The sequence below is a fragment of the Mucilaginibacter mallensis genome (assembly GCF_900105165.1).
Lineage (GTDB): Bacteria > Bacteroidota > Bacteroidia > Sphingobacteriales > Sphingobacteriaceae > Mucilaginibacter > Mucilaginibacter mallensis.
The window spans coordinates 1,287,165-1,301,932 of the sequence record NZ_LT629740.1 but is presented as its reverse complement, the minus strand read 5'-3'; the positions used below and the strand labels follow the sequence as shown (position 1 = coordinate 1,301,932).

Annotated in this window: 13 protein-coding genes; 10 read left to right on the top strand and 3 right to left on the bottom strand. The window is 41.0% G+C overall.

The window, feature by feature from the left end; genetic code table 11:
* Window positions 1–38: 38 nt before the first annotated feature.
* The 4 genes from BLU33_RS05365 (at window position 39) to BLU33_RS05350 (ending at window position 3,280) form a co-directional block, all read left to right on the top strand.
* Window positions 39–863 (top strand): sterol desaturase family protein, encoded by an 825-nt coding sequence (locus BLU33_RS05365; RefSeq protein ID WP_091370096.1) that lies wholly within the window; start codon window positions 39–41, stop codon window positions 861–863.
* A 39-nt stretch (window positions 864–902) separates the two neighbouring features.
* Window positions 903–1,520 (top strand): hypothetical protein, encoded by a 618-nt coding sequence (locus tag BLU33_RS05360; RefSeq protein ID WP_091370094.1) that lies wholly within the window; start codon window positions 903–905, stop codon window positions 1,518–1,520.
* 68 nt (window positions 1,521–1,588) lie between these two features.
* Entirely contained in the window at window positions 1,589–2,026 is a 438-nt protein-coding gene (locus BLU33_RS05355) for a hypothetical protein (protein ID WP_091370092.1), read from the top strand.
* A 339-nt stretch (window positions 2,027–2,365) separates the two neighbouring features.
* Window positions 2,366–3,280 (top strand): hypothetical protein, encoded by a 915-nt coding sequence (locus tag BLU33_RS05350; protein ID WP_091370091.1) that lies wholly within the window; start codon window positions 2,366–2,368, stop codon window positions 3,278–3,280.
* Between the two features lie 118 nt (window positions 3,281–3,398).
* On the opposite strand, the gene BLU33_RS05345 is transcribed toward BLU33_RS05350, so the two are convergent.
* A complete protein-coding gene (locus BLU33_RS05345) occupies window positions 3,399–5,612 on the bottom strand; it encodes a putative Ig domain-containing protein (RefSeq protein WP_091370089.1) in 2,214 nt (737 codons plus the stop codon).
* 200 nt (window positions 5,613–5,812) lie between these two features.
* Between BLU33_RS05345 and BLU33_RS05340 the strand changes: the two genes are divergently transcribed.
* The 6 genes from BLU33_RS05340 (at window position 5,813) to BLU33_RS05315 (ending at window position 10,768) form a co-directional block, all read left to right on the top strand.
* Complete coding sequence (locus BLU33_RS05340) at window positions 5,813–6,172, top strand: hypothetical protein (RefSeq protein ID WP_091370088.1); 360 nt, start codon at window positions 5,813–5,815, stop codon at window positions 6,170–6,172.
* A gap of 175 nt (window positions 6,173–6,347) precedes the next feature.
* Window positions 6,348–6,617, top strand: coding sequence for a hypothetical protein (locus BLU33_RS05335; protein ID WP_091370048.1), 270 nt, complete (start codon window positions 6,348–6,350; stop codon window positions 6,615–6,617).
* A complete protein-coding gene (locus tag BLU33_RS05330; protein WP_091370046.1) occupies window positions 6,614–6,973 on the top strand; it encodes a hypothetical protein in 360 nt (119 codons plus the stop codon). The genes BLU33_RS05335 and BLU33_RS05330 overlap by 4 nt, the downstream gene beginning before the upstream one ends.
* Window positions 6,974–7,250: 277 nt before the next feature.
* A complete protein-coding gene (locus BLU33_RS25480) occupies window positions 7,251–7,454 on the top strand; it encodes a hypothetical protein (protein WP_232009402.1) in 204 nt (67 codons plus the stop codon).
* Window positions 7,455–7,622: 168 nt separating this feature from the next.
* The gene (locus BLU33_RS05320; RefSeq protein WP_197684564.1) at window positions 7,623–9,902 is read left to right on the top strand and encodes a TonB-dependent receptor; all 2,280 of its coding nucleotides are present in this window, start codon (window positions 7,623–7,625) and stop codon (window positions 9,900–9,902) included.
* A gap of 344 nt (window positions 9,903–10,246) precedes the next feature.
* Window positions 10,247–10,768, top strand: coding sequence for a hypothetical protein (locus BLU33_RS05315; RefSeq protein ID WP_091370044.1), 522 nt, complete (start codon window positions 10,247–10,249; stop codon window positions 10,766–10,768).
* Window positions 10,769–11,264: 496 nt separating this feature from the next.
* Here BLU33_RS05315 and BLU33_RS05310 read toward each other — a convergent pair whose 3' ends face one another.
* Both BLU33_RS05310 and BLU33_RS05305 read right to left on the bottom strand, forming a co-directional pair.
* Window positions 11,265–11,957 carry a hypothetical protein gene (locus tag BLU33_RS05310; protein WP_157682056.1) on the bottom strand — a complete coding sequence of 231 codons (693 nt, stop codon included), beginning with the start codon at window positions 11,955–11,957 and terminating at the stop codon, window positions 11,265–11,267.
* Window positions 11,954–14,683, bottom strand: a complete 2,730-nt coding sequence (locus tag BLU33_RS05305) for an MBG domain-containing protein (RefSeq protein WP_091370040.1) — start codon at window positions 14,681–14,683, stop codon at window positions 11,954–11,956. The genes BLU33_RS05310 and BLU33_RS05305 overlap by 4 nt, the downstream gene beginning before the upstream one ends.
* Between the last annotated feature and the right edge of the window lie 85 nt (window positions 14,684–14,768).

The window sequence follows — 14,768 nt, the reverse complement described above, 5'->3', positions numbered from 1 at the left end:
AAAACTCTTATATTTGAGCGCCCCTATTAAGCATAACTATGATCGTTGCTCTTAAACATTTCTTTTTTCAGCATGAAGACGCCGCCCAGGTACTGATCTATGCTGGTTTAATAACCTCGCTTTGGCTTGCTGAATTTATTTTTTCTTTTGAAGGACTAACAAAAAAGTGGAAACATACTTCAACTAATATACTATTCATCTTCTCGGCACTGCCCATACAGCTTTTGTTAACTGTTTTTATAGTAATGATCTCTAATTGGGCAGTATTACATCATTGGGGGCTCATTAATTTTGTTCCCTTTCGTCACAACAGGTGGGTGTATTATATAGTTATGTTTTGCATGATGGATTTGTGCGAGTACATTTATCATGTTACCATGCATAAATTTGATACGCTGTGGAAATTCCACCTGGTGCATCACAGCGATCTTAGAGTTGACGTATCAACCACCGTGCGCGAACATCCCGGTGAAACCTGCATACGCACTTGCTTTTTAATGTTATGGGTATTTATTTGCGGCCCGGCTATTAGTGTTTTATTGTTGAGGCAGCTTTTCCAAACCTTTGCAAATGTTATAGCCCATACCGAGTTCAGGTTGTCTCACCGCGTTAATAAAGTTGTTGGTTTAATATTTATTACCCCTAACCTGCACCATGTACACCATCATTATCAATTGCCTTATACCGATTGTAATTATGGCGACGTACTGAGCATATGGGACAGGCTATTCGGCACTTATTGCGAGCTCGACAAGGAGGAAACCGTATTCGGGATCGACACCCATATGGATGAAGATACAAATGCCCGTTATCTTAATATCATAAAAGTCCCTTTTCAAAAACTGGAACGTAAAAAAGAATAATCCCCCTCATTGAACAATTATCATACAGCATTTTAACATATGAAAAGGAAATTAATAATTACAATATTCCTTTTTATATGCAGTTCAGCGCTATATGCCCAAACCGAACAAGCCGAAAGCGTAACTTCCAAATTCTATTTCCCGGCCTTAATAGGTGTCGGTATCCCGCTCGATAATGATCATACCATACTCAAACACGGCAGCATTTTAAATACGGCTATTGAGTTCAGGCCTGTTTATATTAATGCCTTCTTTTTCAGGTTTAACTATGATGCACTTAATAATAGCTACGTTAGTCCGATGATTAACTTACCGACAAACGTTGTGAAAGGTAAGTTATCGGCAACATTTTTCCTTGCAGGTGCTGGTTACCGTTGGCAATTTAAAAAGATTGGGATATATACTATAATGCAACCAGGTTTGGGTATGCGAAACTTTAACAAGGCTATAGTAACTAATGACGGAGTAGCTATCGAAAATGTAACAAATGATAGTTTTTCGGTAAAAACCAGTATTGGATTTGAATATTATATTGTAAAACATTTTGCTCTTATAACCGAACCATCGTTTTATAAACTATTTTCGGGGCGCGGATTTAATAACTCCCATTCGCAGGTCTCCGCAATAAGTGTAGGTATCACTACTACGCTTTTCTAAATAAAAAGCTAAAAACCCTGCTTTTTTTCAATATTAACTTATTATATTTGCTAATAAAATTAGCAAATATGGATTTAAAATCAGCAGAAAAGCTATTGATTTTTAGCAGATATATAGGGCAGCAAGTAGTCATACGCAACTTATTAATTGATGATATTGAAACCATAGGCACACTCATCGGTATAAAGGAAAATGCGTTATTAATTAATATTGATAATGTAAACAGGTGGGTACCCCTATCAGATGAATTGGAACTATGCGATATAAAACTAATTTTAAAACCATTAAAAAAGCTTACATCCACTATAATTGATACTGCTAACAGTTTACCGGTACAGGCTTTTATAACACCATATTACCAATCCTTAGGCTTCGACATGCCGGTATACATAGCCCCAGGGCACCCGCTCAACTGCAATTATGTAGTTGAAGTCAACCTGGCCGATTACCGCACAATAGAAGAGATTGCCAACTCCGCTAAACAACTTATGCTGGTTCACGGGTAAATTAATTAAAAGGCTTGCCCCTCTTACCCGCCCGTTCAAGCGTCCACGCTTGAATACTAACAAATGCGAGCGTCCTCGCTCGTTAATAAATATCAGGCCTATGAGCGTGGACGCTCATAAACAAGTAAGTTCAAGCGTGGACGCTTGAACTGGCGGGCGGGGACACTTGAACCGGCAGGGGGCTACGCAAATACTTTCATCACATTTACTACACCTTCAAACCAATCCAATATTGTAACAACCCATTCATTTTCTTATCCAATATTTTAATAAAAGCCAATATTTAATACAACTTTCATAAAAGGAAACGTTAAATGTTAACTTTACAAAAAAAATTGAATGAGCAGGACCAAAAAGCTAAACATAATAATACCTATAGTTATCGTATTATTTGTAGGTGCTTATGCCCGGCATAAATATGATGAGAAAGCGTATGATATAGTTGGTACCCTGCCTAATAAACAACTGGATGAAATATCAGGCATAGCTGCATCTGGTATCAACAAGGATATTTACTATATACATAATGACAGCGGCGACACCAGTCGTTTTTTCGCTATACACCCTGATGGCAAATTAAAAACCACTATTTATTTTAAGGGCGATCCAAAGGAAGGTCAAGGCGTACATGACTGCGAGGATATAGCTGTAGGTCCCGGCCCTGTTAAGGGCAAAAGCTACGTATATGACGGCGATATAGGCGATAACTTTGCGGTACGCAACTATATTACTGTTTACCGGGTAGAAGAAAAAACATCATGGATTGCCGATAGCACACAAAATGTTAATGCCGAAGCAGTCCCTATACACTTCAGATACCCGGATGGTCCAAAAGATGCTGAAACGTTAATGATAGATCCGATGGAAAAACTGATCTACATTATCTCCAAGCGGAAGGATACCGTTGGTGTATATACATCGCCACTCATCTATAAGCCGAATGATACACTGGTATTAACCAAACGTTGTAAACTGTTCTTCCCGGGTATAAAACCCTTTAAATGGATAACCGCAGGTGATATATCAAAAGACGGACAGCAAATACTGGTAAAAGACTACGTAAAGGTATATTACTGGAAACGACAGCATAATGAACCTGTTTGGCAAACCCTGCAACGCCCACCACGTTTATTGCCCTATAAAATGGAAAAACAAGGCGAAGCTATAGGTTTCACACCCGATGGCAAAGGCTATTACACCACCAGTGAGGGTGTGTATTCGCCTATTTATTATTATAAACTAGGATTTAAATAATTAAAAAGATTTACAGGATTTGAATATTAAATCCTGTAAATCAATAAAATCCGTTAAACGGCGTAGCCCTCTTGAACGCCTTTCAAAAACAAATAACTGGTGAAAAATCCCGGTTCTCTTATTTTGATACCCTCACCAGCACCACCCCATGCGATGGCACGCTGGTTTTAAAAGCCTTATTATCGGTTATCAAATACTTTTGTCGCCATACATCGCGTACTTTGGTACCAGTTATGCCAAGCTCGCTCCAATTTATAGTAATGGTTTGATATTTATCTGATACATTAAATATCCCAACCGCTTTCCCCCCATCCTGCAATTCTTTTACATATACCAGGTAACCATCCTTTTTAAGCACCTGTACAGCCTCTTTGCCAAGGTCATCCTGGTTTATAGCTATAACTTCATCATTAGTAAGCAGGTTAAGCGTAAACCTGTCTAAATGCCCCAAATCGCAGCCTATAAGCAGTGGCGATGCCAGTAAGCTCCATAAGCTGATGTGGGTGTATTGTTCGTCAGGAGTAAGTTTGGTATCGTGCTGCGCATCACCCCAGCCTACTTTGCCTACAACCAACATATCCGGGTCGTTAAAATGACCGGGGCGTGCATGCGGCGCTTCTGCCTGCTGATGGAAACCAATGCCGCTCATACTGCCCCAGCTATCGTTTATATCACCGGTTGTGCGCCAACTGTTACCGCCAACTTCTCCGGCCCAGTTCCAACTATCGCCCATACCATACTGGCAAAAGCTGAACATAATATCGCGGTTCACTTTATTCAGCGCCGCGCGCATTACCTGGTAAGGTTTTTTATAATCGTCAAGGCTTGGCTGGCTTGGCGCTATCTCGCCATATGAGCACCAGTCGTATTTCAAATAATCAATTCCCCAATCGCCATAGGTTTTGGCATCCTGTTCTTCATGCTGATAGCTGCCCAGATAACCACCGCAGGTTCTTGGCCCCGGCGATGAATAGATCCCAAACTTTAGGCCCAGGCTATGTACATAATCCGAAAGCGCTTTCATATCCGGGAATTTTTCATTCGCCACTATCTCGCCTGTCGCTGCCCGTTGTGGGGCCTCCCATCCATCATCAATATTTACATAAGCCCATCCGTGCGCGCTTAGCTTATCAGCAATAGTTTTGGCCGCTACACGTACCTTGGCATCGTTTACACTAAGGCCAAAGGCGTTCCAGCTGTTCCAGCCCAGGGCAGGTGTTAAACCAATAACATCGCCAATTTTAATAGTGAATTTCCTGGATGTTGTGCCCAGCCTGTTATGTACGCTGATGAGCACCGGGTAATCACCTTTTTGAGCTACCGATCCGGTTATAATACCCGTTGCCGGGTCTAAAGTTAAACCCGCGGGCAAATTATCAGCCTTATAACTCAAAGGCTTTACACCTGTTGCCGGTATTTTGTACAAAAACGCGTTGCCAGGGCGTGCGCCATACACATCCGGACCATTAATTTTAGCTTTAGCACTCATATATGGGGTCAGGATATAGGGTGTACCCTCGGTCCTCGCCAATTTTCCACCCGATTTTTCATCGGTAAAAGTATAAGTGATCAGGTATGATTTCTGCGCCAGTTCAGCAATGTTAAAAGTATAAGTAAACGGCCTCCCTGCCGAAAAATCAGCATCGTTTGTTTTCTGATAGATCACGGCATTGGTTTCAGGGTCGGTAACCTTAAAATCCAATTTCCCCTTGTAATTGTAGTTACTGCCTGTTGCAATTTTTATGCTTTTACTCAGGCTGTTTTTATCGCCATAAATAAAATCACCGTCAGTATTAAAATAGGCATTGTCCATAACATCAACCATGCTGATCTTAAACCTATCTTTCTCGCCATAAATACCACCGTCGCCGCCACTATCAAAAACGCGAACAGAGATCACATTTTCCTTATCCCACAAAATAGCCGGGTTATTTGCTCCAATTACTATTTTGCATCGACCATACAAACCGGTTTTTATATCGCCATTGTTATTACGGCCAATAAGTTTTCCATTTAAGTAAACATCATAACCATCATCGCCATACCCCATTTCAAAACGTATGCTATCCTTAAAAAAGGCTTTGTCTTTTAATGCTGATGGTATAATCACATGCAGCCTGTACCAACCGAAACCATCATACTTTTCATGCCCCTGCGATTCCCAACTATGCAGTATGCTGATAGGTTGCCAGCCCTGGTCATTATAAGCGGGTGCGGCCCATTGGGTTGAATCACCTGTTTTAAATTTCCAGCCATTTACTAAAGGAACATTTTGCGCGGATGCCGTTAAAAAACCGGCGGTCAACAATAGGAGCAGCAGTGTTTTCTTCATGTAATTAATGTTTTTTATACAGTTTATAATTTAGTATTACAATGGTAGCAATATTTTCAAATTTAACAGCTTATTAATTTTTAGTTTTTATCGCCACTATAAGCTCAATGTTAACTACTTGTATTTTATTGAAAACTTAACATGGCTTTAATTATTAGATTTTATTGAACCTGTAATTTAGTGCCAACAAAAAAAACACTATGAAAAAAATGTTTTTTCTGTCGGCAATGTTCATATGCAGCATTGCTGTTTGCCTTGCAGCCACAGTAAGCCTTAATGGTTCATGGTACGGTACCCTAAAAACCGATGATGGCACCGAGTATCCCCTGCAATATAATTTTAAGGTTGATGGTGATAAACTAACCGGAACAGCCAAAGGCCCGCATGGCGATCTGCCTATACTTGACGGCAAAGTGAACGGCAACGATTTTTCATTTTCGGTTACACTTGAAAAAATGTACCTGGAACATAGCGGCAAGATCTACCCCGATTCCATCAGCCTGAATATTGAAGCGGGTGATAATAAAGCGCACACAGTATTAAAAAGAGGTGATAACTAACAAGCATATACCAAAACCCCGCCGGCATAAAGCGGGGGTTTGCTTGGCATACAACTACAATCGTATGCTTATATGGTATGCCAATAATGTTCACATCTTTTACGCGGCTTTACTTTAAAATTATTTTTTCAGGTCAGGACTTTATTGTATCCCTTGTAATATAATTTTAAGGTAGATGGTGATAATTAACCAAAACAGCAAAGGCCTGCATAGCGATCTACCCGTACTTGATGGCAAAGTGGATGGTAACGATTTTTCATTTTCAGGTATACTTGAAAAAATGTATCTTGAGCATGGCGATAAAATCTATCCTGATTCTATTAGCAGCAATATTAAACTATTGATAATAAGAAACATACTACACTTAAACGCGCAGGATATTTTTTGCAGCTATAAAAGTGTAACAAGCTCCATATTTATACGTTTAACAAATAAAAAAACATGAAAAAAGCTACACTTTTTACCCTGATGCTGATGGGCAGTATTGCGGTTTGCATAGCATCTGTAAATCTTAATGGCAATTGGAAAGGCCTCTTAGTGCTTAATGACGGCACCGAAGTACCCCTTACTTATAAGCTTAAGGCAGATGGCGATAAATTAACCGGGGACGTAGAAACAAATACCGGCGATTTACCCATAACCGATGGTAAAATAAAGGGCGATAGCATCATATTTAATGTTACCTATAACGGTAGCAGTATACCCAATAAAGGCAAATGCTATGCAGATTCAATTGGGATGAACATTACAATTGGTGAGGATGTATATCACGTTACAACTAAAAAGGTGACTGATAAATAAGCAGATAAATCGATATTCATAGTTTCGTAGATAAAGGGGAAGGATCTTTCAACAGGTTTTTCCCTTTTTATTTTTAATTCTTGCCTTCAGCATATACCTTTGCGGCCATATGCTAAAACGCGTTATTGCTTTGCTTTTAATTGTCACCATGGTTGGTGCCAATTTTTCGCGATTTTTTATTTACGCGGGTTTTGAGCTTAATAAAAAGTATATCATAGCCAATCTTTGTGAAAACCGTAACCGACCCTGGTTACATTGCAATGGCAGGTGCTATTTTATGAAAAAGATTAAGCAGGCCGAACAAAAAGAAAAGAGCACCGAAAATGAGGCTCAAAAAAATCTTTTTCAGGAAGCTTTCTACACAAAACCAGCTGTGATAAAATTTCACACACAATTATTGCAGGTAATACCCGTACCTAACGACCGGGTTACCCTGCCGCAAGTTTACATCCCTGTTTTCCAGCCTCCGCAGCTCGGCTAATTATTCCTCTTTTTGCTTTCGCAATAAATGGTTATTTAATTGTTAGTGGCTTTGCCAGCTAATCTTTATTTGCTGTTTAACGCCTCTAATCAAACATCATTCTATCATTCACTAATGTTGTGTGCTGCAAATTAAATAATTGCGGTATGCAGCCTTATATAAATACATATGCTACACATCAAAAAAATGATGCTGCTGGCCGTTGCTTTATTGCTGACGGTACAGGCAACATTTGCACAAAAAATATTTAAAGGCCGGATAATTGACGAACACACCTTTCAACCGGTTGAATATGCCAGCATTCGCTCCAATATATCCGGCAAAACTGCTGCTACTGATCGTTCAGGTGATTTTCAATTATCATTACCCACAGATACTGCAACCCTGCAAATATCTTACATCGGTTATAATGCTAAAATCATCAAAGTAACAAGTACCAATAAACGTATCACCATACCACTTAGCCGTGGGACTATCGATTTAGAAGAAGTTCAGATCTCGCCTGATTTGAATAATGCATCATTCCACACTTTAAGTGCCCTGGATTTAAATCTGCGCCCCGTTAATTCCTCACAAGACCTGATGCGGCTGGTGCCCGGTTTATTTATAGCCCAGCATATGGGAGGCGGCAAGGCCGAGCAGATCTTTGTGCGTGGCTTTGATGCTGATCATGGTACTGATTTGAATGTTTCAGTTGATGGCATGCCGGTAAATATGGTTTCGCACATCCACGGGCAGGGTTACGCCGATCTGCATTTCCTGATACCGGAAACAGTTGATGATTTTGACTATGGAAAAGGGCCCTATTATACGGACAAAGGCGACTTTGCTACTGCAGGTTACCTGAATTTTACCACCAAGGATGCTTTGGATAAAAGCATGGTAAGTTTGGAAGCAGGCAGATTCAACACCTTTCGTGGGATGGCCATGCTTAACCTGCTGGATTCCGCAGCAAAAAGAAAAGGAGAAAACTGGTACATAGCCGGTGAATACAACTATACCGATGGCCCTTTTACCTTCGCCGAACACTATAAGCGCTTTAATGCCTTTAGTAAATACACCAAACAGCTCAATACCAATAACAAGCTTTCGTTAAGTGCATCAGCCTTTACAACAACATGGAGAGCATCCGGCGAAATACCCGAGCGTGCCGTTGCTGCCAATACAACCGCAATTGATGGTAACGGCAATCCAATCAAGATCCCTGAATATGTTAATCCCATAGGCCGTTTTGGAACGATTGACAGCGCGCAGGGTGGAAAAACCAGCCGTTTTAATTTTATTGCAAAACTAAATACCGACCTGGGTAATAACCTGAGCATGGAAAACGAAGCCTATTACACGCATTACAACTTTTTACTACATGTAAACAGCTCGTTTTTTGCCGAAGACAGCCTGGGCGGCGAACAACAGCAAAACCAAAGCAGGGATATGTTTGGGTACAACGGTAAATTGAGCAAACACAGTTATCTGGGTAACAGCATCCTAACCTCAACCATTGGCCTGGGCACACGTTTTGACCGCACCTATGGAACCGAACGCAGTAGTGTTACAGAAGATTATCAATTGATCGATTACATAGAACAGGGCAACATCAAACAAAATAACAGCAGTGTTTATTTGGATGAAACGCTGCAATCGGGAAAATGGCTCTTCAATGCTGGTGCACGCCTGGATTATTTTAATTTCAATTACCAGGACTCCACCCAAACAAAAACGGTTGTAAGTCCGAAGCTAAATATTCAATACACCGCTAACGATCAGGTACAATTTTATTTAAAAACAGGAAAAGGCTTCCACTCCAATAGTGCTATTGTGGCAATCGGAAATAATAATTCAGGGACAGTACCTGCTGCTTATGGTACCGATCTGGGTGTAAACTGGAAACCTATGCCACATTTATACATAAACGTTGCTGCATGGTACCTGTACTTGCAGCAGGAGTTTGTATATGATGATGACGGCGATATTGTAGCAAGCGGTAAAACAAAACGTTACGGGCTCGATTTTTCGGCTCGCTATCAGTTAACAGACTGGCTGTTTGCCGACCTGAACGTGAACCTTGCACATCCCCGCCTTGCCGACAGCGCCAAAAACACTGGTTACCTGGCACTTGCACCTACATTTACCAGCACTGGCGGACTTGATTTTAAATTACCCAATGGCATAAACGGAGGATTAAGTTATCGTTATATGCATAGTCGCCCGGGCAATAACACCAATACTTTAGTAGCCGATGGTTATTATGTAACAGATTTAAAGATCAACTATACAAAAAAACGGTACGAAGTGGGCTTAACCATTGAAAACCTCTTCAACACCAAATGGAATGAGTTTGAGGCTGAAGAAATAAGTCAGTTAAGAGGAGAATCAGCCCCTGTTGACCAGATGAGCTTTACACCCGGTACACCCTTCGCCGCCAGATTGAGGGTGGCGTTATTCTTTTAGAATAACATCCCCGATCAACATCCCGCGTTCCTCTTCACGCGTCATTGCGAGGAGGAACGACGAAGCAATCCCCGACTGTACAGAGACAAAAGCACAGCCGGGGATTTGCTTTTTTGCATATTCTGCAAAATCTCCCTATCTTTGTAAAAAATAAAACAATGCTACGTATCAATCACTTCTGCACAAAAAGCTATATGCGGCCCATGGGTACGCAGCAGAAGAGCTATGCAGCAAAATAGTCAAGCCTCTTCTGCAATCCTCATATAAGAGGAGAAAATTTCTATCACATTTTATTATTGACACTTAGGCTTTACTTAACCGTAAACCTTAACCATTAAATTTTTATGGACACATATTATACTATTGAGGAAAAATATTTACAAGCCGTTGAAGAGGTAAGCTATGGCGAATCGCCAAAGGCATTAAAGCTTTTCAATGAAATTGTAACTAATGATCCGCTATATGCAAGGGCACATTTTCAGTTAGGGAAGATATATTATTACGAAGTAAAAGAATATCAAACCGCAGGTTATCATTTCAAAACCTGTATGGAACTAGAACCGGCTTTCCCCGATAATTATTTCCATTACCTGGATCTGCTGGTTTTTCTGAACATGGAAAAACAGGTAAATATTATCGCGAAGCAAGCATTAAATACTCCGGGGGTAAATGCCGCTGCTATTTATAACCTGTCAGGTTTGTTTTTTGAGAAAAATAAGAACTGGGCAAAAGCACTGGCTGCTTACCAGCAATCATTTATTGAAGTAACTCATAAAAAACAAAAAGAGGATGTTGAAGAGAGTATTGAACGCGTTAAAGAAAAAATGCAACGCGGTAATGCTTATCAATATCACTTAATAGAGTAACCTTCCCTGCCGTGCTTTGCAAATCAAACCACCATGCCATTGCGAGCGATAGCGTAGCAACCTGGCCGCATGTATATCTAAACGCGACGAGGTTGCTTCGTCGTTCCTCCTCGCAATGACATCAGAATATAAATAGTCAGCAAAAAAGCGTGGGCCCTGACAACAAGGGCGGGCCAGCGCAGGCGGGAATGCCGGTTTAGCTTTTTGTGTGATGTGAGGTACAAAGTACCGAACAGCGAAAAAAGCGTGAAGAACCGGCAGGGAGCGGGGGAAGCATCCTTGTTGTCTTGATTTTTTTGGTTACTTTTTGTATCAAGACAAAACGGCGGAGCCCTCTTGAGCACCTTAAAAAAACAAACAACTTGCGAAAAAAGTGACTTCTTAGCGAAAAGCGATACCATAGAATAGGTATAATACCTTGCATATTCGCCCTGTATAGTCGGGATTGCTTCGTTCCTCACAATGACGCATGCTGAATATTATCTATAACACCTCATTAAAATGATGTCACGGAAAACTGGTATAACCCCGAATCGGTATAATCGCCATAGGCATCATAAGTAATTACATGCCAGTAATAAGTGGTATTAGCCTTTACACTTACATCTGGTATTTCATTATAGGTTTCTCCCTTTTTAAGCAAAGGCGGTGTATTGGATGTACCAAAGTACACATCGTATGATTTTATATTATTATCAACCGATATCCCCTTCCATACAAGTGTTATCATCGACTGGTTTACCACCTCTCCAAATAAAGGTGCATCAATTTCTGCAGGAAACGGCGCATAGGTTAATGTTCCAGAACCTGAGCTATAAAATTTCCAAACATCGCTTGAGGTGGTTATTGGTGTTTTTAGCGAGCGTGATATCACCCACCATGCGTAAGGTGTATTTGGTAACAAGTCAATAGAAAGAGCGGTTTTAGTAGTAATTTTTGTAATTACGCTATCGTTCAATAAATTCTCCACAGCAAATTCGTAGCTGTCGGCGTCAGCAACCGCTTTCCAGCTAAAGGGGATTGTAGTAACTGAATCGGAAACCACCGTACCTGTAGTGCATACCTGGTTTAGCACCGGGGTAAGCAATTGCGGTTTCCCGGTTGCAGGGAATACAGTTGGGCTTTTAACACAACCAGCAATAGAAATGACCATAGCAATAATGCATAGAAATATTAATCGGCTTCTCATTTCTTAATTATTTTAAATGATGATTTCTTTGAATCAAGGTTGAGCTTTAAATAGTAGATCCCATCAGCAATACCCGAAAGATCTAACCGGAGCATGCCCGATTGATTATTGTTTTGGCCGCTGTAAACCAGCTTTCCGTTGGTTAATGAATAAACATTATAGTCTATATTTTTAACCACTGCATTGCCTATATTCACATTCAATATATCCTGAAATGGATTGGGATAGGCTGTTATATCACCCGATACCACAATGTCTTTATCTATTACCCCCTGACAAAGCTTACCTGTGGTTACTGATAATTTATTATCACCATTTTCCAGCGGAAGAGTTATCACACTATCGGTAGTAGTATAACTTTTACTGTTAAGTGTAATGTTATATACATTTTCCGAACCTCCCAATTGCAGGCTCACCGTTTTTTGAGCTACGTTTACCGTACTATAAACCGACAGGTCCTGAGGCTGGGTGATATTAACGTTGAAACATTGCTGATAAGCCTCACTATCAACAGTAAAGCAGATATCATAAGCACCTGGGGCAATGTTATTTATGCTAAGTGTATCACTAAAAAAATAGGATTTTGATATACCATTACCGTTTAGCGTTGCCGTATATTTAAGTGGCTGCAACACGTTAACATATATGGAGCCATTATTAGTACCCAGGCAAGATGCCCCTTTTATCAGCACCCTAAAATTTTCGGGCGAAAGCTTAAAGGCGGCAACTACTGTATCAGCAACAGCAGTTGCCGAATGCGAATTTAAACTAAGGCTAACCGTATATACCCCACTTGTTGTAGCTACAAAACTATTGGTGGTATCCCCGGTTATAGGTGTACCGTTCTTAAGCCATTGGTAGGCATACCCGGTATTTGGACTAGCTGTTAGTCTAACAGATCCGCCCTCTATAAAAGCCGTAGGGCCGTTAGCAATTATGGTTGGGATTGCTTGTATGGTTAATGTGCCCGGCACATAGGTAAATGTATAATTTGAATCGAGCCCACCGCTTACCGTAATTGGATAGGTGCCAGCTTTTGAACCGGTGGTGGCTGTTGTTGTAGCTATAGGCGCAACAAGTAAGTTTTTAGCACTATCCTTATAAGCAAAAGTTTTATAGCTTAGGCTAAGCATTGGGTTTGCATCGCCCACAAGCCAGTATTGGTCATTGGCAGTCACCGTAAGGGCGGCTTTGTTAATTTTTAAGATTCGGCTCACCGGTGCTGCGGCGCTATAATTATTATTTGCCGGTTGCGAAGCTGTTATGGTGACAGTACCCGCACCAACAATTTTCACACTATCATTTTGTATGGTTGCAATTTTAGGGTTGCTGCTGACATAGGTAATAGTAACATTTGAATTATTACTGGTTACCCCCGCCGAAAAAACAGGATCGCCATAGGTTTTTGATGGAAAAGCAGGAAAACTTATAAGATTTTGTCCACCTACTACCTGTATGCTTATAATAGCCACACAACTATCTGTTTTATTATAGGCAACTACCCTATAATTTGTCAGCGGCGAAATGCTATCCGGTTTCCCGCTTATAGTTCCTGTGCTATCCATTCTTAAGCCGTGCGGCAATGCCGGGGTGATTGATTCGTAGCCTGTCAGTGATATATCCCTGATCACATAATTGCCGCCATCAGCCACTAAAATACCACCGTTAACCGGGTCGTAAGTAATTCCTCCATGCTTTCCAAAACGCGCTGCTGTACCTATTCCATCTACTTTGGTGGAGTCGGCAGCATTACCTGCAATTACTGAGGCCTGCCCCGATGGTGAAATTTTTGTAATGACAGGGGTCTGACTCGTTACATAAACATTACCAAAGTTATCAACCGTTATACCCTGTGGTGATGGACCTGCCAGGCTATTACCGCTTAATGTAGTAACGTTCCCCGTATTATCTATCTTCCTTATTTTATTATTATAAGTATCGGCAACATAAATATTACCGGCTGCATCAACCGCAACACCATAGGGCTTGTTAAACCTGGCACTGGTTCCGGCTGCATCAGTATAACCACCTACACCTGCTGCGCCTGCTATGGCTGTTACCACACCTGTAAGTGTTACGCTCCTTATCTCGTTATTATAGGTATCAGCAACAATTATGGCATTGGTTGTGGCATCATAAACGATGCCATAGGGCAGGTTAAAATTGGCACTGGTGCCGGTGCCATCGCCATCGGCTGCTTTGCCGCTTCCTGCTAATGTTGTTACAACCCCACCGGGTGTAATCCTCCTGATCATGTTATTGCCATAATCGGCCACATAAATATTCCCCTGCGCATCGCAGGTAACACCAGTTGGCTGATTAAATTTTGCCGATGGCCCGGCCGCATCTTCATAACCTTTTACCCCTCCCGCAAAGTTTGATACAATCCCATTAGGTGTAATCTTCCTGATCACGTTATTATTTGCATCGGCTATATATATATCGCCCGATGCGTCCTCAGCAATGCCCATCTGGCTGCCAAATGTTGCTGCTTTTATATTCCCGTTAACATCACCGCTAACGCCTTCGCCTGCAAGTGTGCTGGTCTGCGTGTAAAAACCTATAGGTATAGCGCCACCCGTATTTTTAGGCGATACCGGCGTGCTCGCTTTGCCTACGGTATCAATTTGCGGTGTAACATAACTGATATTGGGCTTTTGAGCATATACATTGCCCCAACATACTAAGCTGAATAAAAATAGAATGGCGCAATAAGGTTTTATCATGCCATTAGTACGTTAGCCTATTTCAAAAAGTTAACTAAAAGACACATAAAAATTGCCTATTAGCTGATTATAATTAATTAAAAGC